Origin of the sequence: Pseudolabrys sp. (assembly GCF_050250095.1) — a bacterium.
Taxonomy (GTDB): Bacteria; Pseudomonadota; Alphaproteobacteria; order Rhizobiales; family Xanthobacteraceae; genus Pseudolabrys.
In genome coordinates this window covers 112,366-134,343 of record NZ_JBFWPH010000006.1, presented here as the reverse complement: position 1 = coordinate 134,343, position 21,978 = coordinate 112,366, and the positions used below count along the sequence as shown (strand labels likewise).

Annotated in this window: 25 protein-coding genes and 1 other RNA gene; 13 read left to right on the top strand and 13 right to left on the bottom strand. The window is 66.5% G+C overall.

Annotated features, from left to right (window positions below; genetic code table 11):
• Positions 1–36: 36 nt before the first annotated feature.
• Both AB7F10_RS17290 and AB7F10_RS17285 read left to right on the top strand, forming a co-directional pair.
• Entirely contained in the window at positions 37–1,218 is a 1,182-nt protein-coding gene (locus AB7F10_RS17290; RefSeq protein ID WP_428563204.1) for a DNA recombination protein RmuC, read from the top strand.
• On the top strand, positions 1,219–2,586 hold the full coding sequence (locus AB7F10_RS17285; RefSeq protein WP_428563206.1) for an AmpG family muropeptide MFS transporter: 1,368 nt from the start codon (positions 1,219–1,221) through the stop codon (positions 2,584–2,586). It begins immediately after the preceding gene.
• Between the two features lie 130 nt (positions 2,587–2,716).
• Here AB7F10_RS17285 and pobA read toward each other — a convergent pair whose 3' ends face one another.
• Positions 2,717–3,889 carry a 4-hydroxybenzoate 3-monooxygenase gene (gene pobA / locus AB7F10_RS17280; RefSeq protein WP_428563208.1) on the bottom strand — a complete coding sequence of 391 codons (1,173 nt, stop codon included), beginning with the start codon at positions 3,887–3,889 and terminating at the stop codon, positions 2,717–2,719.
• 103 nt (positions 3,890–3,992) lie between these two features.
• Between pobA and AB7F10_RS17275 the strand changes: the two genes are divergently transcribed.
• On the top strand, positions 3,993–4,913 hold the full coding sequence (locus AB7F10_RS17275; RefSeq protein WP_428563210.1) for a helix-turn-helix domain-containing protein: 921 nt from the start codon (positions 3,993–3,995) through the stop codon (positions 4,911–4,913).
• A gap of 107 nt (positions 4,914–5,020) precedes the next feature.
• On the opposite strand, the gene recR is transcribed toward AB7F10_RS17275, so the two are convergent.
• The 4 genes from recR to ffs all read right to left on the bottom strand — a co-directional run bounded on the left by recR (position 5,021) and on the right by ffs (position 7,996).
• A complete protein-coding gene (gene recR, locus AB7F10_RS17270) occupies positions 5,021–5,626 on the bottom strand; it encodes a recombination mediator RecR (RefSeq protein ID WP_428563212.1) in 606 nt (201 codons plus the stop codon).
• Complete coding sequence (locus AB7F10_RS17265; protein ID WP_428563214.1) at positions 5,627–5,947, bottom strand: YbaB/EbfC family nucleoid-associated protein; 321 nt, start codon at positions 5,945–5,947, stop codon at positions 5,627–5,629.
• 3 nt (positions 5,948–5,950) lie between these two features.
• Entirely contained in the window at positions 5,951–7,777 is a 1,827-nt protein-coding gene (locus AB7F10_RS17260; protein WP_428563216.1) for a DNA polymerase III subunit gamma/tau, read from the bottom strand.
• 123 nt (positions 7,778–7,900) lie between these two features.
• Positions 7,901–7,996, bottom strand: an RNA gene (gene ffs / locus AB7F10_RS17255) — signal recognition particle sRNA small type.
• 91 nt (positions 7,997–8,087) lie between these two features.
• On the opposite strand from ffs, the gene AB7F10_RS17250 reads away from it, so the two are divergent.
• The gene (locus AB7F10_RS17250; RefSeq protein ID WP_428563218.1) at positions 8,088–8,534 is read left to right on the top strand and encodes an HIT domain-containing protein; all 447 of its coding nucleotides are present in this window, start codon (positions 8,088–8,090) and stop codon (positions 8,532–8,534) included.
• Here AB7F10_RS17250 and AB7F10_RS17245 read toward each other — a convergent pair.
• A complete protein-coding gene (locus tag AB7F10_RS17245; protein WP_428563220.1) occupies positions 8,522–8,944 on the bottom strand; it encodes a DUF6165 family protein in 423 nt (140 codons plus the stop codon). The two genes, AB7F10_RS17250 and AB7F10_RS17245, sit on opposite strands and share 13 nt — an antisense overlap.
• Before the next feature lie 130 nt (positions 8,945–9,074).
• Here AB7F10_RS17245 and AB7F10_RS17240 point away from each other — a divergent pair, with 130 nt between their 5' ends.
• Genes AB7F10_RS17240 through AB7F10_RS17230 form a run of 3 tightly spaced genes read left to right on the top strand, consistent with a single transcriptional unit; the run spans position 9,075 to position 12,082 of the window.
• Entirely contained in the window at positions 9,075–10,145 is a 1,071-nt protein-coding gene (locus AB7F10_RS17240) for a glycosyltransferase family 9 protein (protein ID WP_428563222.1), read from the top strand.
• A 49-nt stretch (positions 10,146–10,194) separates the two neighbouring features.
• Positions 10,195–11,145 (top strand): NAD(+) diphosphatase, encoded by a 951-nt coding sequence (gene nudC, locus AB7F10_RS17235; protein ID WP_428563224.1) that lies wholly within the window; start codon positions 10,195–10,197, stop codon positions 11,143–11,145.
• Positions 11,138–12,082, top strand: a complete 945-nt coding sequence (locus AB7F10_RS17230) for a PfkB family carbohydrate kinase (RefSeq protein WP_428563226.1) — start codon at positions 11,138–11,140, stop codon at positions 12,080–12,082. The genes nudC and AB7F10_RS17230 overlap by 8 nt, the downstream gene beginning before the upstream one ends.
• A 4-nt stretch (positions 12,083–12,086) precedes the next feature.
• On the opposite strand, the gene AB7F10_RS17225 is transcribed toward AB7F10_RS17230, so the two are convergent.
• From AB7F10_RS17225 to AB7F10_RS17215, 3 genes are all read right to left on the bottom strand, one after another.
• Positions 12,087–12,242: a hypothetical protein gene (locus tag AB7F10_RS17225; protein WP_428563228.1), complete on the bottom strand. Its 156-nt coding sequence runs from the start codon at positions 12,240–12,242 to the stop codon at positions 12,087–12,089.
• A gap of 3 nt (positions 12,243–12,245) precedes the next feature.
• Positions 12,246–13,394 carry a YeeE/YedE family protein gene (locus tag AB7F10_RS17220; RefSeq protein ID WP_428563230.1) on the bottom strand — a complete coding sequence of 383 codons (1,149 nt, stop codon included), beginning with the start codon at positions 13,392–13,394 and terminating at the stop codon, positions 12,246–12,248.
• A 62-nt stretch (positions 13,395–13,456) separates the two neighbouring features.
• Positions 13,457–14,440, bottom strand: coding sequence for a sulfurtransferase (locus tag AB7F10_RS17215; RefSeq protein ID WP_428563232.1), 984 nt, complete (start codon positions 14,438–14,440; stop codon positions 13,457–13,459).
• A 162-nt stretch (positions 14,441–14,602) separates the two neighbouring features.
• On the opposite strand from AB7F10_RS17215, the gene AB7F10_RS17210 reads away from it, so the two are divergent.
• Positions 14,603–15,070 (top strand): Lrp/AsnC family transcriptional regulator, encoded by a 468-nt coding sequence (locus AB7F10_RS17210; protein ID WP_428563234.1) that lies wholly within the window; start codon positions 14,603–14,605, stop codon positions 15,068–15,070.
• Between the two features lie 65 nt (positions 15,071–15,135).
• Here the strand turns inward: AB7F10_RS17210 and AB7F10_RS17205 are convergent, their stop codons facing one another.
• The 4 genes from AB7F10_RS17205 to AB7F10_RS17190 all read right to left on the bottom strand — a co-directional run bounded on the left by AB7F10_RS17205 (position 15,136) and on the right by AB7F10_RS17190 (position 17,854).
• Complete coding sequence (locus AB7F10_RS17205; protein WP_428563236.1) at positions 15,136–15,678, bottom strand: TadE/TadG family type IV pilus assembly protein; 543 nt, start codon at positions 15,676–15,678, stop codon at positions 15,136–15,138.
• An 8-nt stretch (positions 15,679–15,686) separates the two neighbouring features.
• A complete protein-coding gene (locus AB7F10_RS17200; RefSeq protein ID WP_428563238.1) occupies positions 15,687–16,256 on the bottom strand; it encodes a TadE/TadG family type IV pilus assembly protein in 570 nt (189 codons plus the stop codon).
• A 142-nt stretch (positions 16,257–16,398) separates the two neighbouring features.
• A complete protein-coding gene (locus AB7F10_RS17195) occupies positions 16,399–16,863 on the bottom strand; it encodes a pilus assembly protein N-terminal domain-containing protein (RefSeq protein ID WP_428563240.1) in 465 nt (154 codons plus the stop codon).
• Positions 16,864–17,026: 163 nt separating this feature from the next.
• Positions 17,027–17,854: a sterol desaturase family protein gene (locus AB7F10_RS17190; RefSeq protein ID WP_428563242.1), complete on the bottom strand. Its 828-nt coding sequence runs from the start codon at positions 17,852–17,854 to the stop codon at positions 17,027–17,029.
• 448 nt (positions 17,855–18,302) lie between these two features.
• Here AB7F10_RS17190 and AB7F10_RS17185 point away from each other — a divergent pair, with 448 nt between their 5' ends.
• From AB7F10_RS17185 to AB7F10_RS17165, 5 genes are all read left to right on the top strand, one after another.
• A complete protein-coding gene (locus AB7F10_RS17185; RefSeq protein WP_428563244.1) occupies positions 18,303–18,467 on the top strand; it encodes a Flp family type IVb pilin in 165 nt (54 codons plus the stop codon).
• A gap of 220 nt (positions 18,468–18,687) precedes the next feature.
• The gene (locus AB7F10_RS17180; protein ID WP_428563246.1) at positions 18,688–18,849 is read left to right on the top strand and encodes a Flp family type IVb pilin; all 162 of its coding nucleotides are present in this window, start codon (positions 18,688–18,690) and stop codon (positions 18,847–18,849) included.
• 156 nt (positions 18,850–19,005) lie between these two features.
• Positions 19,006–19,512 carry an A24 family peptidase gene (locus tag AB7F10_RS17175; RefSeq protein WP_428563248.1) on the top strand — a complete coding sequence of 169 codons (507 nt, stop codon included), beginning with the start codon at positions 19,006–19,008 and terminating at the stop codon, positions 19,510–19,512.
• 171 nt (positions 19,513–19,683) lie between these two features.
• The gene (gene cpaB / locus AB7F10_RS17170) at positions 19,684–20,472 is read left to right on the top strand and encodes a Flp pilus assembly protein CpaB (protein ID WP_428563250.1); all 789 of its coding nucleotides are present in this window, start codon (positions 19,684–19,686) and stop codon (positions 20,470–20,472) included.
• Between the two features lie 8 nt (positions 20,473–20,480).
• The gene (locus AB7F10_RS17165) at positions 20,481–21,977 is read left to right on the top strand and encodes a type II and III secretion system protein family protein (RefSeq protein WP_428587193.1); all 1,497 of its coding nucleotides are present in this window, start codon (positions 20,481–20,483) and stop codon (positions 21,975–21,977) included.
• The last annotated feature ends 1 nt before the right edge of the window (position 21,978 follow it).

The following is a 21,978-nucleotide window of genomic DNA, read 5'->3' as shown; positions in this document are numbered from 1 at the left end:
CGAATCGCGCTAGAATCGGCGGCCAAGGAAACAGCCATGAACGACATTCTGATCACGGTCGGCGGGACCGGCATCACCACCGGCGTCGCCCTGCTCGCCGGCTTCGGCCTGCTGACGCCGGCGCTGCTGATCGTCATCGCGGTGCTGGTCGCGCGGGTCAGCCGCGCGCGCCACATCGAGACCGCCACCCAGGCGATGCGGGCAGAGGACATGGACCTGCGGATCGGCGACATCGCCCGCGCCCAGGCCGAGGCCGCCGGCCGGCTTCACGCGATGCACGAGGCGCTCGCCGCGCGGCAGGGCGAACTCGCCAAGGTGCTGGGCGAACGGCTCGACACCGTGACGCACCGGCTCGGCGAGTCGATGCACAACACGACCAAGCACACGGTCGAGAACCTGCAGAAGCTCAACGAGCGGCTGGCCGTGATCGACACCGCGCAGCGCAACATCACCGAGCTTGCCTCGCAGGTGACCTCGCTGCAGGGCGTGCTCGCCAACAAGCAGCAGCGCGGCGCGTTCGGACAAGGCCGCATGGAGATCATCATCCAGGACGGGCTGACCAAGGATCAGTTCTCGTTTCAGGCCACGCTGTCGAACGGCAAGCGGCCTGACGCCTGCGTCTATCTGCCCGAGGCGCCCGCGCTGGTCGTCGACGCCAAGTTTCCGCTGGAAGCCGTCACCGCCTTCCGCGAGGCGGAGAGCGACGAGATGCGCAAGCAGGCGGCGGCGCGCGTGCGCACCGATGTTTCCAAGCACATCGCCGACATCGCCGACAAATACCTGATCCCCGGCGAGACGCAGGACATCGCGCTGATGTTCGTGCCGTCGGAATCGATTTATGCCGAGCTGTATGACAGCTTCGACGACCTGTTCCAGCGCGCCTATCGCGCCAAGGTCATCATCGTGTCGCCGTCGCTGCTGATGCTGGCGATCCAGGTGATCCAGCAGATCCGCCGCGACGCGCGCATGCGCGAGGCGGCCAGCAAGATCATCTCCGAGGTGGCGCATCTGATGGCCGACGTCGAGCGGCTGCGCGACCGCGTCGGCGCGCTCGACAAGCATTTCGGCCAGACCTCGAAGGACATCGAGCAGATCACCATCTCGGTCGACAAGATCGTCAGCCGCGGCGAGCGTATCCAGAACGTCGAGTTCGAGGGTGACGCGGCGAGCGCGGACGTGATCCCCGCGCCGATCCGCAAGCTGCAGGCCGGGGAATAAATGGCCGCCACGCCTGAGAGCGCCGCGCAAAAGCCCGGCACGTTCGACGCCGTCGCCGTCTATTTCAAGCCGCGCGTGCTCATCGTCCTGCTGCTCGGCTTCTCGTCCGGCCTGCCGCTGGCGCTGTCCGGCTCGACACTGTCGGTGTGGCTGACCGAGCGCGGCGTCGATCTCGGCACCATCGGTTTGTTCTCGCTGGTCGGCCTGCCCTACACCTTCAAGTTCGCCTGGGCTCCGATCGTCGATGCGCTCGATGTGCCGGTGCTGTCGCGCCTGCTCGGCCGCCGCCGCGGCTGGCTGATCCTCACGCAACTGCTGCTGATCGCCGCCATCGTTGTCCTCGGCCTCACCAACCCGCTGAAATCGCTGCCGCTCGTCGTGTTCGGCGCGGTGCTGGTCGCAGCCGCCTCCGCCACGCAGGACATCGTGGTGGACGCCTTTCGCGTCGAGAGCCTCCCCGTCAGCGAACAGGGCGCGGGCATGGCCGGCTATGTCGCGGCCTACCGCATCGGCATGCTGGCTTCCGGCGCGGGCGTCCTCGTGCTGGTCGCCTGGTTCGAGCATCTCGGCATCGCCCGCGACAGCGTGTGGCTGTGGGGCTATGTCGCGGCCGCGGCCTGCATGGCGGTCGGCATGATCGCGACGCTGCTGGCGACGGAGCCGGACGCACCGAAACCCGCCTCCGGAACGGGCGAACGGCATAACGCGGTGCGCCGCCTTTACGACACCGCCATCGGCGCGTTCGGCGACATGCTGACGCGCAACTCGGCCATCGCGATCCTGCTCTTCGTCGTGCTCTACAAGTTCTGCGACGCCTTCGCCGGCGCGCTGACCGCCGCCTTCGTCATCAATATCGGTTTCGACAAGGCGACCTATGCGGCCGTCGTGAAGGGCGTCGGGCTTGCCGCCGCGCTGATCGGCGGCTTTGCCGGCGGGGCGGTGGTCCGCGCCCTGCCGCTGTCCACGAGCCTCTGGATCGGCGGCATCCTGCAGATGGCGTCGAACCTCACCTTTTCTTGGCTCGCGGTGGTCGGCGTCAGCGTGCCGGCGCTGACCGCGACCATCATCGTCGAGAATTTCACTGGCGCGATCGGCACCGTGATCTTCGTCGCTTACATCTCGGCGCTGTGCGGCGACCGCGCCCACACCGCCACCCAATATGCGCTGCTGACCGCGCTCGCCGCGGTCGGCCGCACCACGCTCGCCTCCGGTGGCGGCTTCATTGCGGAATCCACCGGCTGGGTGACGTTCTTCGTCATCACCGCGGTCGCGGCGATTCCGAGCCTCGTCCTGCTGTGGTGGCTGCAGCTGCGCGGCCACTTCGCGCGGCTGGAAAAGCCGAAGGGGCCGATTGCGGTTGACGATTAGAGGCTAGAGCGCCGCTATTCCTCCGCTGTCATCGCCCGCGAAAGCGGGCGATCCAGTACACACCGCATGTCAGCTGTTTACTGGATGCCCCGCCTGCGCGGGGCATGACAGCACAGAACGAAAAGCAAACTCAATACGGCAGGCCGACGTAGTTCTCCGCGAACGCCTGCTGCGCGCGCTCCGACGAGATCAGATATTCCAGCTCGGTCTTCTGCAGCTTGCGCTCATAGGGCGTGTAGGCGGGAAAACGATGCAGCATCATGGTCATCGACCATGAGAAGCGCTGCGCCTTCCAGACCCGCGCCAGCGCCTTCTGCGAATAGCTTTCGAGGCCCTTGTCGTCGCCCTTCCGGTAGTGATCGACGAGGCCGTGATAGAGGTAGTGCACGTCGGAGGCCGCGCTGTTGAGGCCCTTCGCGCCGGTCGGCGGGAAGATGTGCGCGGCGTCGCCGGCGAGAAACAGCCGGCCGTATTGCATCGGCTCGGCGATGTAGCTGCGCAGCGGCGCGATGCTTTTCTCGATCGACGGACCGGTCTGCATCCGCACGCCGACATCTGGAGGAAGACGCCGCTTCAGTTCTTCCCAGAACGCCTCGTCCGACCAGTCGTCGACCTTGTCCTCGAGCGGCACCTGAATGTAGTAGCGGCTCAGGACCTGCGAGCGCAGCGAGCACAGCGCGAAGCCGCGCTCGTTGCCGGAATAGATCAGCTCGTGCGAGACGGGCTTTGTTTCCGACAGCACGCCAAGCCAGCCGAACGGGTAGACCCGCTCGTATTCGCGCAGCACGTCGGCGGGGATCGACTTGCGGCTGATGCCGTGGAAGCCGTCGGCGCCGACGACGAATTCGCAATCGACGCGCTCGGCCTTGCCGTCCTTCACGTAGGTCACGTAAGGCGCGTCGGACTTGAGATCGTGCAGCGCGACGTCCGCAGCCTCGTGGATGACCACGCCGCCCATTTTCTCGCGCGCCTCGTAAAGATCGCGCGTCACCTCGGTCTGCCCGTAGACGATGACCGTGCTGCCGCCCGAACCCTTGAACAGATCGATCCGGGTCAGTCCCTTGTCGTGGGCGATGGAGACGCCCTCGTGCACCTCGCCTTCGCGATCGAGACGGTCGCCGCAGCCGGCCTCGTGCATCAGCTTGGCGAAGCCGCGCTCCAGCACGCCGGCGCGGATGCGCGCCAGCACATAGTCGCGGGTGTGCTTTTCGAGGACGATGTTGTCGATGTCCTTGCCGTGCAGGAGTTGCGACAGCAGCAAGCCCGCCGGACCGCCGCCGATGATGCAGACCTGCGTTTTCATCGCGAATCCTCCCATCCGGCCGTCCCGCGCCGGTTGCACAATTTCGCGCCGGCCCGCCCCGCCGGGAATGGATCAAGCGCACTTTGTCTTGTACAAATCGAACATGGCCCAAGCGTCCGCAAAGGCTTCCAGACCCGCCGGCAAAGCCGCGCCGCGCAAGCCGGTCGCGAAACGGCCGGCGATCCAGTCCTACAACCTGTTCGGCGAGGTCCGCGACCTGCCGGACGTCGTGCATTGCGAAACCATCGCCAGCCGCTCCTCGCTGCACGACTGGCAGCTCGCGCCGCACCGCCACGGCCGGCTGCATCAGGTGCTGCTGATCGCGCGCGGCGGCGGCACCGCGACGATGGAAAGCGGTGCGCACCGCCTGCGCGCGTTGAGCGTCGTCAACATGCCGGCGAACCACGTTCACGGCTATGCGTTCCACCCCGGCACGCAGGGCTTTGTCGTCACCATCGCCACCGAAATTCTCGACGAGGTGCTCAACGCCCCGGAAGGACTCGACCGCGCGCTCGCCACCGCGACGGTGCTGCGCGCGACGCCAGAGATACGCCGCCTGATGGCCGATATTTTCGCCGAATATGGCGGCCGGAATTTTGCGCGCGCCCACATCCTCAAGGCGCTGTCGGCGATGCTGCTCGGCCACGTCGCCCGCGCGCTCGCCGCGACGCGCGCGCCGGCGAAGGCTGCAACCGGCGTCGACATCCTGCGCCGGTTCGAGGCGCTGATCGACGCGCATTATCTCGAGCACTGGCCGGTGGCGCGCTACGCGAAGGATCTCGCGATCACGCCGACGCATCTCTCCCGCCTCGCCCGCGAGGCGTTCGGCTGCCCGGCGACCCACATGATCCGCGACCGGCTGGTGCGCGAGGCGCGGCGCAACCTCGTCTATACCAACAAGCCGGTGTCGGAGATCGCCTACGCGCTCGGCTTCGAGGACCCGGCCTATTTCAGCCGCACCTTCGCCAACGCCACGGGCCTCGCGCCGAGCGAGTTCCGCGAGAAGGTGTATAAAGGGGTTTGACAACTGTCACCGTCATCGCCCGCGTAGGCGGACGATCCAGTACACAGCCATTTCCGTAGTTTACTGGATGCCCCGCCTTCGCGGGGCATGACACTCAAACAGCAATCTCAAAACAACGTCCGCTGCTTGATCGCCGCCGACAGCGTGCCTTCGTCGAGATAGTCCAGCTCGCCGCCGACCGGCACGCCATGCGCGAGCCGCGTCACCTTGACGTTGGCATCCTGCAACAGCTCGGTGATGTAATGCGCGGTAGTCTGCCCGTCGACCGTGGCGTTGAGTGCGAGGATGACTTCCTTGACGCCGTCGTCATGCGCGCGCGACACCAGCGCATCGATCGACAGATCGCCCGGCCCGACGCCGTCGAGCGGCGACAGCGTGCCGCCGAGCACATGGTAGCGGCCGTTGACCGCCTGCGCGCGTTCGAGCGCCCACAGATCGGCGACGTCGGCCACGACGACGATGATCGAGGCGTCGCGGCGCAGATCGGTGCAGACCGTGCAGGGATCGTGGGTGTCGATATTGCCGCAGGTCTTGCAGACGACGATCTTGTCGATCGCGGTTTGCAGCGCCGCGGTGAGCGGCGCCATCAGCAGTTCGCGCTTCTTGATGAGATGCAGCGCGGCACGGCGCGCGGAGCGCGGCCCCAGACCCGGCAGCCGCGCCAGCAGCTGGATCAGGCGCTCGATTTCGGGACCGGCAACGGCGGTGGGCATCTAGAACAGCTTCAGCCCCGGCGGCAGCGGCAGGCCGCCGGTGAGCGATTTCATCTTGTCCTGCAGCAGCTCCTCGGACTTGCGGCGTGCATCGGCATGCGCGGCGACGATCAGGTCCTCGAAGATGTCTTTCTCTTCGGGCTTGTAGAGCGAGGGATCGGCGGTGATGCCTTTCAGCTCGCCCTTGCCGGTCAGCCGCACGGTGACCATGCCGCCGCCGGCCGTGCCCTCGACCTCGATGCGGTCGAGTTCGGCCTGCAGCTCCTGCATTTTCTGCTGGAGCTGCGCCGCCTGCTTCATCATGCCCATAAAGTCGGCCATCGCTCAGTCCTGCTCGTCGTCATAGGGCGGCATGTCGCCGGCAAAATCTTCGCCTTCGGCGGTTTCGCCGCGCACGCTCACGCCGACGATCTCCGCGCCGGGAAAGCGGTCCAGCACCGACCGCACCAGCGGGTTGGCGCGCACGCCGCGCTTCAACTCGACCTCGCGGGCCTCGGCCTGCGCCTTCAGTGTCGGCGCGCCCGGCTCGGTCGAGACCACCACCATCCAGCGCTTGCCGGTCCATTCGCCGAGCTTGCGCGAGAGTTCGTTGACCAGCGTCGGCCGCGCGCTCGCCTCGAGCGCGATCTCGAGCCGGCCCTCCTCGCAGCGCACCAGCCGCACGTCGCGTTCCAGCGCCATCTTCATCGTCACGTCGCGCTTGTCGGCGGCGAGCGCCACGATATCCTCGAGCTTGCCGAGCGCCGGCGCGGGCGCGGCATCGGCAGCCGCGCGCGGCGCGGCCATCGGGCTCTGCATCGGCGCAGCCATTGGCGCGGTCATTGGCGCGGTCATGGCAGAGCCACGCGGCGCACCGCGCGGCGCATCGTAACGCGGCGCGCTCGCGGAGGACGCCGCCGTCACGCCGCCATTGCCGTGACTTTGACCGCTGCCGTTGCCGCCCGCGGGACGCGCGGCGGCGCCTTCGCTCACCCCGCCGCCGTTGTCGAGCGAGCGGATCACCTCGTCGGGCGTCGGCAGGTCGGCGGCATAGGCGATGCGCACCAGCACCATCTCGGCGGCGGCGAGCGGACGGGCGGCCTGCGCGACCTCGTTCATGCCCTTCAGCAGCATCTGCCAGGCGCGCGACAGCACGCGCATCGACAGTTGCGTAGCGAAGGCGCGGCCGCGCGTGCGCTCAGCCTCCGACAGCGACACGTCGTCGGCGACCGACGGCACCACCTTCACGCGGGTCACGAAATGGGTGAACTCGGCGAGATCGGCGAGCAGCACGGCAGGGTCGGCGCCGATGTCGTATTGCTCGCGAAGCTCCTTCAGCGCCGCAGCGGCGTCGCCTTTCATCAAGGCTTCGAACAGATCGACGATGCGCACGCGGTCGGCAAGGCCGAGCATCTGCCGCACGTCATCGGCGCGAACAGGCCCCGCAGCATGTGCAATCGCCTGATCGAGCAGCGACAGCGAGTCGCGCACCGAGCCTTCCGCCGCCCGCGCGATCAGCGCCAGCGCGCCCTGCTCGGCGTCGACATTTTCCTTCGTCGCGATTCCGGCAAGATGGTCGACCAGCAGCGATGCGTCGACGCGGCGCAGGTCGAACCGCTGGCAGCGCGACAGCACCGTGACCGGCACTTTGCGGATTTCGGTGGTCGCGAAGATGAACTTGGCGTGCGGCGGCGGCTCTTCCAGCGTCTTCAACAGCGCATTGAACGCCGCGCCGGACAGCATGTGCACTTCGTCGAGGATGTAGACCTTGTAGCGCGCCGAGACCGGCGCGTAGCGGATCGCATCGTTGATCTGGCGGACGTCGTCGACGCCGTTATGCGAGGCGGCGTCCATCTCCAGCACGTCCATGTGCCGGCTTTCCATGATCGCCTGGCACTGGGTGCCGAGCACCGGCATCTTGATCGTCGGGCCGGTGACGGACCCGTCCGGCAATTCGTAATTCAGCGCGCGGGCGAGGATGCGCGCGGTTGTCGTCTTGCCGACGCCGCGCACGCCGGTGAGGATCCAGGCCTGCGGGATGCGGCCGGTCTCGAAGGCGTTCGAGACCGTGCGCACCATCGCGTCCTGGCCGATCAGGTCGTCGAAGGTGGACGGGCGGTATTTGCGCGCCAGAACGCGGTAGCCGGTCTCGTCGGTGGTGGCGTCGTTCATCGGTACCGCTGGCTCCGCCGCAATCCTACCCGCCGGAAGACGGATGCGCGGGTCAATTTATACCGGGCCGGCTGCACGCCGGACCCGGATGCCCGCGCATGACGCGAAATCTCTGTGAATTAGGTGGGAGGCTGACGAGCGACCCGATCCGTGCTCGTTAGGGCTGCTTCCTTCCGGACCTGACCCGGTTGGCGAGTGGTTCGTCCACCGCCAACCTCCCGCTGCCTATATCGGGCGAACGGGCCGGGAAAGCAAGCGGGGCTGGCTCGCCTCTGCTAGCTTTCCCTGGAAAGAATCGGCGGGATTTTCAATGACTTCCGAGACAAAAACGCCGTGGAGCCTCGACCCGCGGCTGGCTGCCGACACGGTCGCCGCCGGCGATCTGCCGCTGTCGCGCGTGCTCTTGAGCAACGACGCCAATTATCCGTGGCTGATCCTGGTGCCGCGGCGCGCCCGCGCGGTGGAGCTGATCGACCTGGCGGCCAACGACCGCGCCCAACTGATGGACGAGATCGCGCGCGTTTCGACCGTGCTCAGGGACCTCACCGCCTGCCACAAGCTCAATGTCGCGACGATCGGCAACATGGTGGCGCAACTGCACATCCATGTCATCGCGCGGTTTCGCGACGACGGCGCCTGGCCGGCACCGGTCTGGGGCAAGCTGCCGGCGAAGCCTTACGATCCGCCGGTCCGCGACGCCTTCCTGCGCGACCTCAAGGCCGCGCTCGCGGCCGACGGCGGCGGTCAGCTCGAATAAGAAGTGTACTGCTTCTCTTCGACGATCTCGGAGTCGAGCAGTTCGTTGATGGCGCGCTTGATCCGCGCCCGCTGGTCGTTGTTGAGATAGACCGACCGCGTCAGGCTGATGAATTCCTGATCGAAGGTCTTGGCCGCTTCCTTGGCGCGTGTGCCGTTCTCGATGTCCCACAGCTTCTCGTTCATCGCCTTCAGCTCGGCCTTGAGCGCGGCCAGCTTGTCCGGCTGGACCCCGAGCGTCTCGACCACCTGCGCCAGCGCGGCAAGTTCGCGCTTCACATTGTCGAGCGCCTGCGGCGCGGTCAGCCGCTGTGCCTTGATCTCGAGGATCGTCAGCTTGTCAAACAGGTCGCCCCACGACAGCGGAACCAGCGGTGCGCCGCGTTTGGGCCGGGCCGGCGAATTGCTCAAGGGTCGGGACTCCGGTTTCGATCAGGGCCGATTGTGCCGCTTCTCTATGATCCGGCGGCGATTGTACCGCAAGCGCGGAATTTGATAGTCAAAACAGTCCCATGCTCAGGCATCGACCGCCGCGCCAGCCATGACCGATCAGGCCCCGCCCGCTCTCGCGCGCGCCCCCCGGCGCGTGCTCGTCATCACGCTCGCCCGGATCGGCGACGCGCTGCTGACCACGCCCCTGATCCGCAGCCTGCGCCGCGCCTGGCCGGACGCGACAATCGACGTGCTGACGTTCAAGGGCAGCGCCGCGATGTTCCGCGGCAATCCCGACATCGCCGGCATCCTGACGCTGCCCGGCAAGCCCTCCGCCGCCGACAGCCTGCGGCTCGCCGTGCGACTGTGGCGGCACTACGACCTCGCGATCTCGACCCAGAGCGGCGACCGCCCCACCTTCTACGCCGCGCTGGCCGCGCCCTATCGCGCAGGCGTGGTCGCGCCGGGCGTCCGCACGGTAAGCGACACGATCAAGCGTTGGCTGCTCCAGCGCGCGGTCGTGACCGACGATACCCGCCACCGCGTCGATCAGGCGCTACAGCTTGCCGACGCGCTCGGCGTCCCCCGCGTGCCGGAGCTGGTCGCGCCGGCGGGCGATCCCGCCACGCCGAAACCCGCCGCGCCTTATGCCGTGATCCATGCCGCGCCGATGTTCCGCTACAAGCAATGGACCAAAGACGGCTGGCGCGCGCTCGCCGCGCATCTCGCAAAGCGCGGCGTAGGCCTCGTCGCGATCGGCAGCCCCGACCCGGCCGAGCAGGCTTACCTGCGCGACGTCTGGGACGGCGTCACCACCGTGCAGATCGCCGCATGGCCGGCGACCACGGCGCTGCTGCAAGCGGCGAGCGTCTATGTCGGCCCCGACACATCCGTCACGCATCTCGCGGCGGCAACCGGCTGTCCGACGGTCGCGCTGTTCGGCCCGATGGACCCGCGGCTGTGGGGGCCGTGGCCGGCCGGCGGCATGACGAAACCGTGGCAAGCCAGCGGAACCATCCAGCATCAGGGCAATGTGTGGATCGTGCAGAACCCGCTGCCCTGCCTGCCCTGCGGCTACGAGGGCTGCGAGCGGCACGTCGCGAGCCACAGCCAGTGCCTCGACGAACTTGCGCCGACGCAGGTGATCCGCGCCGTCGACGACGCGCTGGCCGCCGCATAAAGACGGCGTGCATTGCGCGGGCTGGTCGCCCGTGCCAGTAGTGGCGTCGATGTCGTCCCGCATCGACCTCGGTCCAAAGCCCCGCCTCGGATACACCGACAGCCGCCTTCTGCGTGCCGCGGAACTGCGCCGCGATGGCGCGTCGATTGCCGCGCTGGCGGCCGATCCGCGCGCCGCCTGCTACGTCGTCGGCGGCGAGTTGATCGTGCTCACCAAGGCGGAACCCGCCAGCAATCCACTGTTCTCGGTATCGCAGGCGAGCACGCTCGGCACGCCGGGCGAGATGATTTTTCTCGGACTCGATGACGGCGCGCCGCGCTTCGGCTTCGGCCTCGCGCCGCAAAGCGCGGAGGCGCTGAAGGAGCGCGGCGATCTCGTCGTCACCGATCTGCGCTCCATCGCCGTGCAGGGGCTGGTCGAGGCCGACCACCTGCCGCCGATCGCGGAAGCCAAGGCCGTTCTGCACTGGCACACGCGGCACCGCTTCTGCGCCAATTGCGGCGCGCCGACCGACGTGACCGATGCCGGATGGCGGCGCGACTGCCCGGCCTGCAAGGCGCAGCATTTTCCGCGCACCGATCCGGTCGTCATCATGCTCGCGGTGGACGGCGACCGCTGCCTGCTCGGCCGCTCGCCGCGTTTCGCGCCGACCATGTGGTCGTGCCTCGCCGGTTTCGTGGAACCCGGCGAAAGCATGGAAGACGCGGTGCGGCGCGAAACGCTGGAAGAAGCCGGCATTGCCTGCGGCCGCGTCCGCTATTTCGCCACACAACCGTGGCCTTTTCCTATGTCGCTGATGATCGGCTGCCACGCGCAGGCGTTGAGCCGGGACATCACGGTGGACCGCGACGAACTCGAAGACGCGCGCTGGTTCTCGCGCGACGAGGCCGCGCAGATGCTGACGCGGCGTCATCCCGACGGACTGACGACGCCGCCCGGCGTCGCCATCGCCTATCACATCATCCGGAGCTGGGTGGAAGACGGGATCGAATTTGACTGACGGCAGGCAGACGACACGCAAGCCGCACATCCTTTGCGCCGGCAACGCCGTGCAGGACATGGTCATGCGCGTGGAGACATTTCCCGCGCCCGGCATGAAAATCCGCGCGTCGGATTTCGTCATCGTCGGCGGGGGTTGCGCCGCCAACGCCGCCGTGGCGGCGACACGGCTGGGCGCCGTTGCGCGCTACGCCGGCCCGCTCGGCGGCGAGGACGACGAGACCAGCGACAATATCGTGCGCGGGCTCGAACAGCAGGGCATCGATTGCAGCGGCGCGATGCGGATCGCCGGCGCGGTCGCGCCGGTATCGCTGATCCTGCTCGACGCCCACGGCGAGAAGACCATCGCGACTCGGCGCGGCAGCGGACTGACGGAAGCCGCGCCGGCCGACCCCGAACGGCTGGTCGAGGGCGTCGACGGCGTGCTGGTCGACAACGCCTTCACGGCTTTCGTCATGCCGGTCTGCAAGGCGGCGCGGCGGCGCAATCTTCCCGTCGTGATGGATCTCGACCGCGCGACGGAATGCAATGAGCCGTTGCTGCAATGCGCCACCCATCTGATCTCGTCGGCGCAGGCGCTGCGTTACGCCACGAAAGTCGACGACCTGAAGGAAGGGCTTGCGGTCTTCGGCCGCCACGTCGATTGCTTCCTCGCCGTCACCGACGGGCCGAACGGCACCTACTGGCTGGAGAACGGCCGCGTCCGCCATTTCGATGCGTTCAAGGTCGACACCATCGACACGCTCGGCGCCGGCGACACGTTTCACGGCGCGTTCCTGTTCGGCATTCTCACCGGGTGCGACGCTGTCGAGGCGATGCGGTTTGCCGCGGCCGCGGCCGCGATCAAATGCACGCGGTTCGGCGGCCTGACCGGCGCGCCGACCTATAACGAGGTCACGGCGTTTCTGCGGGAACGCGCGCCGGCGGCGGCGAAGTAATCCGCTATTTCTGCGTCGACGGACAGGGCGCGCCGCACGGCGCGCAGGCGCCGGCAAAGTCTTCCGGCGACACCGCGCGGCCGCTCGAGGGACTGGTGAGGTGGTTCGCCACGATGGCGACGAAACCGATCAGCACGACGGCGATGTAGACGCTTCTCATGGGTCAGTCTCTCGACAGGCCGAACAGCGGCCGCAGGCGAATGCCGATGGTGGAGCCCAGGAGCGCCATCACGAACCAGACCCAGCCGTGTAGCGAGCCGGACGCGACGCCGCCGACAAAGGCGCCGATGTTGCAGCCAAAGCCAAGCCGCGCGCCCCAGCCCATCAGCAGACCGCCGACCGCGGCCGCCATCAGCGAGCCGAGCGGCGGCCAGGCGGTGCGCGCGAACGGCTTCATCGCCGCCGCGGCCGCCATCGCGCCGAAGATCATGCCGAAATCCGTGAGGCTCGAGGTGTCGGACAGCACCGAATCCTGCAGCGCGCGCTTCGGCCCTTCCCATTGCCAGAACGCGGCCTGCGAGAAATCGACGCCGGCCAGCGCGGCAAGCTTGGCGCCCCACACGGTAAAGCCGAAGGTGACGCTCCATGGATGGCCGCCGGCGACGAACACTGCGATGGTGAGCAGGCCGATAATGACGCCGCCGATGACGTAGTTGCGCGACGGCACGTAGACCGCACCGCGGCGCTTCGCGACCAGCATCGCGATCCACGCCATCACGGCGAGGCTCGCGAGCGTTGCGAGCAGGCCGCCCCACGGGCCGAGATAATCCGCCGCCAGCACCGGATCGACGCCGCCGAGCGCCAGCGCCGACGGCAGCGACAGGCTGCCGAACACGCTGCCGACGATGAAGAACGCGAGCGTGATCAGCATGCGGCCGGAGCCGCCGCCCGCCGTGTAGAGCGTGCCGGAGCCGCAGCCGTTGCCGAGCTGCATGCCGATGCCGAACACGAAAGAGCCGATCAGCAGCGACGGGCCGAGCGGCGCGATGGCGCCGCCGAAGCCGGGCACGAGCTTCGCCACCGGCACGATGACCAGCGCGCCGATCGCGACGACGATCAGGCCGCCGATCAGGCCGTCGGCCCTGCCCTGCGTCAGAAAGCGCCGCCATGACGCGGTGAAGCTGAACTCCGCGACCAGAAAGGCCGCGCCGAGGCCGAAGCCGCCGAGGATCAGCGCCGCCGACCACGGCTGGCCGTCGAGCAGCACCAGCGCCACCAGAACGGCGGTCGCCAGAATGGAAATCGCGAGGAAAAGAGGATCGCGCCTGCGCGCCGGACGAACGTCCGGCGCCGTCATCGAAACGGTTGTCATTGTCGGTCTTGTGTCGCTCTCGCGCTGGATCGCCAGCTCTGTCGCTTCGTCGGACGCGCGACTCAGGAACCGAGGCCGAGCGCCTTCTTCAGATCATCCCATTTGGTGCGGGACGATTCAACCGCGCGGTCGGCATGCGAGGTCCACTCGACCATCGAGCCGTCATAGAGGCGCACGTCCTTGCGGCCGAGCAATTCGTGCAGCACGAACCAGTCGGTCGCCGCCCAGTGGCCGGTGTTGCAGTAGGTCACCGCCGGCCCCTCGGGAACGGACGCCGCCGCCGCGGCGAGTTCCGCGCGGGGCTTCAGCCGATTCTTCACCGGATCGTAGAAGCGCGCGCTGTCGAGGCTGACCGAACCCGGAATGTGGCCATAGGCGGCCGCCTGCGGCGCCTTCTCTTTGCCGAGGAAGAAGCCTTGCGGCCGCGCATCGATCAGCGTCGCCTTGCCGCCGTTCTTTGCGCCGGCGGCGACCTGCTCGCCGGTGGCGAGCGACTTGTCATTGAAGGTGGCGGTGAAGATCGCCGGCGACGGCTGGCTCTTGCCGTTCGCGACATCGTTGCCGGCGGCCTTCCAGGCGGCGAAGCCGCCATCGAGGATCGAAACCTCGTTCACGCCGACGGTCTTCAGCGTCCAGTAGACACGCGCGGCGGAACCGAAATCGGTGTAGCTGACGCCGGCCGGCACCACGACGACATGGCTGCCCTCGTCGATGCCCAGATCGCCGATCAGCTTTTCAAGCTCCGCGACGGTCGGCAACATGAAGGGCACGCCCTGGCGTTCGACGCGCCAGCCGGACTTGTCGTAGTCGGTGTGCACGGCGCCGGGAATGTGGGCCTTCTCGTAGGCGTCCTTGCCGCCGCCATCGATCGCCGAACGGATATCCAGCACGACGACCTTGGCGTCGGCGCGATGCGCCTTCAGCCAGTCGACCGACACCAGCGGATCGGCGGCAAGCGCCGGCGTGGCGATGGCAGCCGACAGCACGGCGGCGGCGGCGATACGGCGGAAAGTCCGGGCGAGCGAAGCGGGTACGAGATGAACCATGGCAGTGCCTGAGGCGTTGAAGCCGTCCGCAGGGGCGGCTGAATTGCACTTGAAATAGAATGTTTTTCTCTGTAAAGACAGATGCGGACGCAAAAAAGAAAATATTTTCCTATATAGCGTCCTAAACGGAACATTCCGTCTCTTTTTTGGAAAGTTGAGAGAATGGACGCCATCGATCGCAAGATCCTCGCCGTGGTGCAGAGCGACGCCTCGCTGTCCGTCGCCGAAATCGGCCAGCGCGTCGGCCTGTCGTCGACGCCGTGCTGGAAGCGCCTGCAGCGGCTCGAAGCCGACGGCGTGATCCAGCGCCGCGTCGCGCTGATCGATCCCGACAAGGTCGGGCTCGGCATCACCGTGTTCGTCTCGGTGGAGACCGGCGACCACTCCAACGACTGGCTGAAGCGTTTCGCCGAGACGGTGTCGGCAATGCCGGAGGTGATGGAGTTCTACCGGATGGCGGGCGACGTCGACTACATGCTGCGTGTCGTCGTGCAGGACATGGCGAGATACGACGCTTTCTACAAGCGCCTGATCGCCGCCGTGCCGCTGAAGAACGTGACCTCGCGCTTCGCGATGGAGCGCATCAAGTCGACGACCGAACTGCCGATCCCGGAGAGCCCGGCGGCGTAGCTTTGTTTGGACGCGTTTTCTTCACGCGAGCCGGTACCCACTTCGCTTGAAAACGCGATGGACCGTTATGAGGTCCGCGTCACCGTCGGCGGCTGCCGCGGGCTCATATACATCTTGTCGGTGAGGTTGAGCGTGCCGGTGATGGTGTGGCCGATCACCGGCTTGTAGGCGTAGCTCACCTCGCTCAGGATCAGCGAGGTGTTTGGCACCGCGAGCGCCGACGGCAGCGTCACCGAGGAGCCGACCCCGCGTTTGGTGCCCTGATAGGTCTCGCTCCACTTCACCGTCGCCTTGCCGTCCTTGTCGATATCGACGCAGGTCACCACGATCTGCAGCGGCGTGCGCGAATACGGCGACATGATCGAGGCCGAGGCATTCAGGATGTTCGACACGTCGGCGTCCGACAGCGTCGCAGTCTGCGCGGCGAGGTTCGCCATCGTGCCGGCGGTCAGCGTAACCTTGCGGTCGATGCTGATGCCTTCGGAAATCTCGACGCCGCTCAAATAAAGCCCGACCATCAACGGCGCGAGCAATGCGAACTCGACGGCGGATACGCCGCGGCGGTCGCGGCTAAAGCACAGCAAACGACGGCGAAGAGCGGTCAGCATGACGGATCTCACTGATAGGGTTCGTTGCGGAACGCCGCCGTCGCCACCAGCAGCCGCTTGTTGCCGTTCTGGTTGTCGAGGTTGTTGCTGAGCAGCGAGACGTAGATCGGCCACTGGTAGTAGAGGCTGACCACCACGATGTCGCCCGGTCCGCCCGGCTGATACTTCATCTTCGTCGTGTCGAACTGGCCGTTGTTGTAAGGCGGCGTGGTGCTCGCCGCCGAGAAGCTCGTATAGGTCTGGACGTTGACGTAGACCTTGTCGGCGCAGTCGAACAGGCCGACGATCTGCTCGCAGACCTTTTGCTTGAACGTCGCCTGCGTCAGGCCGCCGGTCTGCGCCTGGCCGGTCAGGATCAGCCGGCTCGAATTGGTGACGGCGGCTTCCAGCGTCTGCCCTGCGAAGAAGACCAACGCGGTTTCCATGATCGCGAAGACCAGCGCGAGGAACGGCGTCGCCACCAGCGCAAATTCGATCGCCGCGGCGCCGTCGTCGCGCCGCGCGAAGCCGCGCGCCAAACGCAGCGGCAACCGGCGGCGCAAGCCGTTCAGGAGGTCGATCGCAATGCGGCGGGTCATGCGGACGTCTCTGTCGCGGAGGAAGCGGTGGCGATAGTCCTAGCAAAACCGCGTTGTCGAAGTGTTTCCGGCGATCCGGAAAAGCCGGGCGAAGCCGTTAAACAGCCGCTAACCAAGAGCGCAGCGCAAGCCTCACGGCCGCTTACTTGGTTGCGCCGCCGGCGGCCTGGCCGTTGCGGGCCGTGGTCTCGGCAAGCGTCTGGGCGAAATAGGCCGGCCCGTCGCCGAGCGTGATGCGCGGCTCGCATTTCGGCGCGCAGCTCCAAGTCTCGCGGTCGACGCCGCGGAACACGGTGACGAGATCGCCGGTGCCGGGACCGACGACCTGGACCATGTCGGTTTTCACCTCGCGGCCGGCGCGATCGAGCGCGATCAGGTTGGTGGAGCCGTAGCCCTTGCCGGTCACGATCAGGATGCCGCCGTTCTGCAGCGTCGCATCGGCGATCAGCGGATTGCCGATCACGACCGTGGCGGCGCGCTCCGGCAACCGCATGATGTGAGACTGGTCGATATTGACCCGGACGGTGTCGGCATAGGCGCTGCCGGCCATCAGCACGGCGCCCAGCAGGCCGGCGGCCGCAGCGCGGCGCCCTTGAGGACACGACATCGGAAACTCCAGCACGCGGGTACACAACACACGGCCGGCAGGATGCACGTCACGACAGGACGGCAGCCCCCGCGGCCATCCTCAGTTGACTGCAAATTGGTGAATCAACCGCAAAATGACGTGGTGAACGAAATGCAAAGATGCGGAACCGCCCGTCAGGCGGTTACTGGCGGAACGGATAAACGATCTGCGCGCCGAAACTGGCGGGAAAGTTCTTGTCGTCGATGCCGTAAGCGTCCGGCAGCTGCTTCTCAGGCATGTAGAAGGTGCCGAAGATCAGATCGATCACCGGAAACGTCCCGGCGAAATTGCTCGAGCCGCCGCGGTCCGCCGCGGTGTGATGCCAGCGGTGGAACACCGGCGTCGCGATAACGTATTTCAGCGGGCCGAGCGTCCAGTTCAGATTGGCATGCACGAAAGCCGAATGAGCGGTCGTGAACGGCCCGACCCACAGCATGATGTTCGGCGAGATGCCGGCGAGCAGCAGCGCCGCATCGACGATGACGGTGCCGAGCAGGATGTTCACCGGATGGAAGCGCGCCGCCGAGATCCAGTCGAGTTCTTCCGAGGAGTGATGGACCGCGTGGTACTTCCACATCTGGCGGCCGTGATAGAGCCGGTGGAACCAGTACAGCAGGAAGTCCGAGGCGACGAGGAAGATCAGCGCCTGCGCCCACAGCGGCAGCACCGCGACCGGGCCGAAGCCGTTGTCGAAGAATTTCATCAGCGAGTCGACGTCATGGATGCCGTAGATATAGGCGGCGCCCAGGACCATCAGGCCGATGCGCACGAACCGCGCGATCAGCGGAATGAAGAACCAGTACAGCACGTCGGTGACGATCTCGCGCTTGCGCCACCACGGCTTGCCGGGATTGCAGGCCGACCAGTGCGTCAGCACCGCGAAGACGACGCCCATCGCAATGGTGATGGGGAGAATTTTCAGCAAGGTCTGCCCGGCGACTTCGACGACAGACAGGATTTCGGCGAGCATTTCGGGACCGCGCGATGCGTGAAAGACCGGCCGGTCCGGTATCCGCCTTGCCAGTTAATTCAGCGTGAATGGCGCGCCGCGCGGAACCCGCGAAATATCGGCGACCGCCGGCGCAAGTAATCGGACCCGCAGGGCCAAGCGAAACGGCCTTCGCAGGCCGTCTCAAATATTGGCGAACGGGCGCGCGGCCGTCCGATGAACCCTCAAGTCTATTCTCAATATTACATAGAATTATTCAGTTAAACTACCTATTAACCGTAATATTCTCTTAGAGATATTTCATTAACTACGTCATAAACGCTCATCAATACCCGATTATTCTTCGTTCTGATTAACCGAGGTGCAAGACCTCACTGATAATTTTCGACGTAGTCCGGGTGAGCCGGAGCTACCAATCCGGTTGCCGGATGCGCTCAGACAGCCCACGTGTGGATCCAAGGAGCTAAAGATGAAGAAGCTTTTCGTGCGCTTTATGCAGGACAGCTCGGGCGCGACCGCCATCGAATACGGCCTCATCGCGGCCGGCATCTCGGTCGCGATCATCGCGGTCGTCAACGGCCTCGGCACCAAGCTGAACACCTCGTTCTCGAGCATCTCCTCGCAGCTGAAATAAGCTGAAACGCTCGATTTCCGAACGAAACAAGGGCTCCGGTTTGCGCCGGAGCCTTTCTGCTTTTGGGGCGGCCCTCCGCCCGCCGTTCGCTGCAATTTGCCTGCAATTTGACGGCAAACTCCGCGAAAAGCCGAACGTTTCAAGCCATCAGTTGTTGGAGTTTTGTTCCTACGTTACGCCCCGCGTTCAGGACGAACGCCACACACAAGGGCTCTTAGCGATGCAACTCATCAAGCGCTTCCTGCAAAACCAAGCTGGCGCGACGGCTATCGAATACGGTCTCATTGCGGCCGGCATCTCGATCGCCATCATCGCGGTCGTCAACGGCCTCGGCACCCAGCTGAACAACACCTTCTCGAGCGTCTCCAGCCAGCTCAAGTAATCCACGCGCGCATCCGGACTGAAAAGGCTCCGGTGGGCTGCCGGAGCCTTTTTATTTTGGCGGCCGGCGCGGAAATCCCGCTGCCGCTAACCGAACCGCAAGCTTGACCGCCGTAACCTCGCATGCGGCCCGCTCCGGCGCGCCGAGGGAGGCCTCATGGTGCTCGATGCGATTCGCCTGATCCTGTTTCCGGCCGCCATGGCTTTCGCGGCCTCGAGCGATCTCCTGACCATGACGATCTCGAACCGGCTGACGCTGGCGCTCGCCGGCGGCTTCGCGGTGCTGGCCTTCGCGGCGGGCATGAGCCTCAACGAAGCCGGCATGCACCTCGCCGCCGGCGGCCTCGTGCTTGCGATCGGCTTCGGCTGCTTCGCGATGGGCTGGATCGGCGGCGGCGACGCCAAGCTCGCGGCGGCGATCGCGCTGTGGTTCGGCTTCGAACACCTGATGACCTACCTGATTTACGCCTCGCTGCTCGGCGGCGTCCTGACCGTGCTGCTGATCCAGTTCCGCGCCCTGCCGCTGCCCGCCGCGCTCGCCAGGCAGCCGTGGATCATGCGGCTGCATGAGAAGAGCGCCGGCGTGCCCTACGGCATCGCGCTCGCGGCGGCGGCGCTGATCGTTTATCCCGACACCGACTGGATGAGCCATCTCGCCGGCTGAACGCGCACACACGCGGACGCAACGTGAAGCAAGACAAAATTAACTCACGTTAGATACCGCTCTTTAACCATACCTTGACCATTACCTGCTCAAATCCGGCGCGAACGGTCGTACCGGCCGCCATGTGTTTTGGCGTCGCGTCTGTCGCCGCGTTTGTAGGAAGTGAAGCGTATGAAAGCTGCGCGTCTTGTCGTGTTGACGGTTGCGATCGCCGCCGGTGGCGTTGCCGCCATGCTGGCCGGCCGCTCCGATCCGCCGCCGCCCGCTCCTTCCCAGCCCGAAGCGAAGATTCCCACGGTCGACGTTCTCGTCGCCAAGAATGACATTCCGCTCGGCCAGGTGGTCGGCGCCGGCGACATGCAGTGGCAGGACTGGCCCGCCGCCGCCAACACCGGCAACTTCATCCGCAAGAGCGACCGTCCCGACGCCGTCGAATCGCTGACCGGTTCGATCGCGCGCGCGCCGTTCGTCTCCGGCGAGCCGATCCGCGACGCCAAGCTCGTCAAGGCGAAAGGCTCCGGCTACATGGCCGCGATCCTGCCCGCCGGCATGCGCGCGGTCTCGACCGAGATCTCGCCGGAAACCGGCGCGGGCGGCTTCATCCTGCCGAACGATCGCGTCGACGTCATTCTCTCGCGCCGCGGCCGCGACAGCGACAAGGACACGCCCAACCAGGCGGAAATCATTCTGAACAACATCCGCGTGCTCGCCATCGACCAGGCGGTCGAGGAGAAGAACGGCCAGAAGGTCGTGATCGGCAAGACCGCGACGCTCGAACTGTCGCCGCCGCAGGCCGAAACGCTCGCGACTGCGCGCCAGCTCGGCACCATCTCGCTCGCGCTGCGCTCGATCACCGACTCGAACGCCACCGACAAGCCGGCCGACGACGACGCGGGCGGCAAACGCAACTCCGTGAACGTGATTCGCTTCGGCGTCAGCTCGACCGCGACGACGAAGTAACCAGGGGAATGGACCTCGAAATGCACCCCTTGAAGCGCTCCCTGATGCGTCCTTTGCCGAACTGGAGCCGGGCGGTTCCGCTGCTGGCCCTGATCGCCGTCGCGGCAGGCTCGCCGGTGACGCCGACGGTCGCGGCCGACGCGCCGTCCACGGTCATCCGCGTCGCGGCGAGCGAGGCCACCTCGCGCTTCGTGCCGCTCGGCGTCGGCAAGTCGGTCGCCATCGATCTGCCGGCCGACATCAAGGACGTGCTGGTCGCGGACCCCAAAATCGCCAATGCGGTGATCCGCACGTCGCGCCGTGTCTACATGATCGGCGTCAAGGTCGGGCAGACCAACATCTTCTTCTTCGACGCCCACGGCCAGCAGATCGCCGGCTTCGACATCGCGGTGACCCGCGATCTCAACGGCCTGCGCGGCGCGCTGAAGCAAATCCTCCCTGACGCCGATATCCGCGTCGAAGGCATCAATGACGGCGTCATGCTGACGGGCAGCGCTGCGAGCGCCGCCGACGCCCAGCAGGCCTATGAACTCGCTTCGCGACTGGTCGGCGACGGCACCAAGGTCGTCAACGGCATTTCGGTGCGCGCGCGCGACCAGATCATGCTGAAGGTCACGGTCGCCGAAGTGCAGCGCGACGTCATCAAGCAGCTCGGCATCGACCTCAACGGCACCACCAATTTCGGCTCGGCCGTCATCAACTACACCAGCAACAATCCGTTCACGGCGACCGGCCAGGCGCTGACCAATTCGGCGCTGAGCGCGGGCTGGTCGAACCTCACCGCGCAATTGCGCGCGATGGAACGCGCCGGCGTGATCCGCACGCTCGCCGAGCCGAACCTGACCGCGATCTCCGGCGAGACGGCGACCTTCATCGCAGGCGGCGAATTCCCGATCCCCAACGGCCTATCGTGCGACACCACCAAGTCGCCGCCGGTCTGTCAGTCGCAGATCGACTTCAAGAAATTCGGCGTCAGCCTGGTGTTCACGCCGGTGGTGCTGTCGGAAGGCCGCATCAGCCTGAAGGTGCTGACCGAGGTGTCCGACCTGTCGTCGGAAAACGCCATCACCATGCAAGTGCCGGGCTCGACCCAGGCGCTGACCATTCCCTCGATCCGTACCCGCCGCACCGAAACGACCGTCGAGGTTCCCTCCGGCGGCTCGCTGGCGCTGGCCGGCATGATCCAGGAACAGACCAAGCAGCAGATCAACGGCATTCCCGGCCTGATGCAGGTGCCGATCCTCGGCACGCTGTTCAAGAGCCGCGACTACATCAACCGCCAGTCCGAGCTGATGGTGCTGGTGACGCCCTACGTGGTCCGCGCCGTCGCGCAGAACAAGCTGTCGCGGCCCGATGACGGCTTCGCCGACGCCAACGACGCGCAGACCGTGCTGCTCGGCCGCTTCAACCGCATCTACGGCAACGGCGAGGCGGCGCCCGCCGCTCCCGCCGTCACCACCACGACGCGCAATCACCGCAGCAACTACGGCTTCATCCTCGACTGAA

Bases quoted from the DNA above. Each gene is read 5' to 3' on its own strand.
- recR (WP_428563212.1), bottom strand. From the start codon at position 5,626: ATGCCCACCGCCGTTGCCGGTCCCGAAATCGAGCGCCTGATCCAGCTG.
- AB7F10_RS17265 (WP_428563214.1), bottom strand. From the start codon at position 5,947: ATGGCCGACTTTATGGGCATGATGAAGCAGGCGGCGCAGCTCCAGCAG.
- AB7F10_RS17200 (WP_428563238.1), bottom strand. From the start codon at position 16,256: ATGACCCGCCGCATTGCGATCGACCTCCTGAACGGCTTGCGCCGCCGG.
- AB7F10_RS17220 (WP_428563230.1), bottom strand. From the start codon at position 13,394: ATGACAACCGTTTCGATGACGGCGCCGGACGTTCGTCCGGCGCGCAGG.
- AB7F10_RS17260 (WP_428563216.1), bottom strand. From the start codon at position 7,777: ATGAACGACGCCACCACCGACGAGACCGGCTACCGCGTTCTGGCGCGC.
- AB7F10_RS17180 (WP_428563246.1), top strand. From the start codon at position 18,688: ATGCAACTCATCAAGCGCTTCCTGCAAAACCAAGCTGGCGCGACGGCT.
- cpaB (WP_428563250.1), top strand. From the start codon at position 19,684: ATGAAAGCTGCGCGTCTTGTCGTGTTGACGGTTGCGATCGCCGCCGGT.
- nudC (WP_428563224.1), top strand. From the start codon at position 10,195: ATGTCGTCCCGCATCGACCTCGGTCCAAAGCCCCGCCTCGGATACACC.
- AB7F10_RS17165 (WP_428587193.1), top strand. From the start codon at position 20,481: ATGGACCTCGAAATGCACCCCTTGAAGCGCTCCCTGATGCGTCCTTTG.
- AB7F10_RS17225 (WP_428563228.1), bottom strand. From the start codon at position 12,242: ATGAGAAGCGTCTACATCGCCGTCGTGCTGATCGGTTTCGTCGCCATC.
- AB7F10_RS17240 (WP_428563222.1), top strand. From the start codon at position 9,075: ATGACCGATCAGGCCCCGCCCGCTCTCGCGCGCGCCCCCCGGCGCGTG.
- AB7F10_RS17205 (WP_428563236.1), bottom strand. From the start codon at position 15,678: ATGCTGACCGCTCTTCGCCGTCGTTTGCTGTGCTTTAGCCGCGACCGC.
- AB7F10_RS17215 (WP_428563232.1), bottom strand. From the start codon at position 14,440: ATGGTTCATCTCGTACCCGCTTCGCTCGCCCGGACTTTCCGCCGTATC.
- AB7F10_RS17210 (WP_428563234.1), top strand. From the start codon at position 14,603: ATGGACGCCATCGATCGCAAGATCCTCGCCGTGGTGCAGAGCGACGCC.
- pobA (WP_428563208.1), bottom strand. From the start codon at position 3,889: ATGAAAACGCAGGTCTGCATCATCGGCGGCGGTCCGGCGGGCTTGCTG.
- AB7F10_RS17195 (WP_428563240.1), bottom strand. From the start codon at position 16,863: ATGTCGTGTCCTCAAGGGCGCCGCGCTGCGGCCGCCGGCCTGCTGGGC.
- AB7F10_RS17175 (WP_428563248.1), top strand. From the start codon at position 19,006: ATGGTGCTCGATGCGATTCGCCTGATCCTGTTTCCGGCCGCCATGGCT.
- AB7F10_RS17275 (WP_428563210.1), top strand. From the start codon at position 3,993: ATGGCCCAAGCGTCCGCAAAGGCTTCCAGACCCGCCGGCAAAGCCGCG.
- AB7F10_RS17250 (WP_428563218.1), top strand. From the start codon at position 8,088: ATGACTTCCGAGACAAAAACGCCGTGGAGCCTCGACCCGCGGCTGGCT.
- AB7F10_RS17285 (WP_428563206.1), top strand. From the start codon at position 1,219: ATGGCCGCCACGCCTGAGAGCGCCGCGCAAAAGCCCGGCACGTTCGAC.
- AB7F10_RS17185 (WP_428563244.1), top strand. From the start codon at position 18,303: ATGAAGAAGCTTTTCGTGCGCTTTATGCAGGACAGCTCGGGCGCGACC.
- AB7F10_RS17290 (WP_428563204.1), top strand. From the start codon at position 37: ATGAACGACATTCTGATCACGGTCGGCGGGACCGGCATCACCACCGGC.
- AB7F10_RS17190 (WP_428563242.1), bottom strand. From the start codon at position 17,854: ATGCTCGCCGAAATCCTGTCTGTCGTCGAAGTCGCCGGGCAGACCTTG.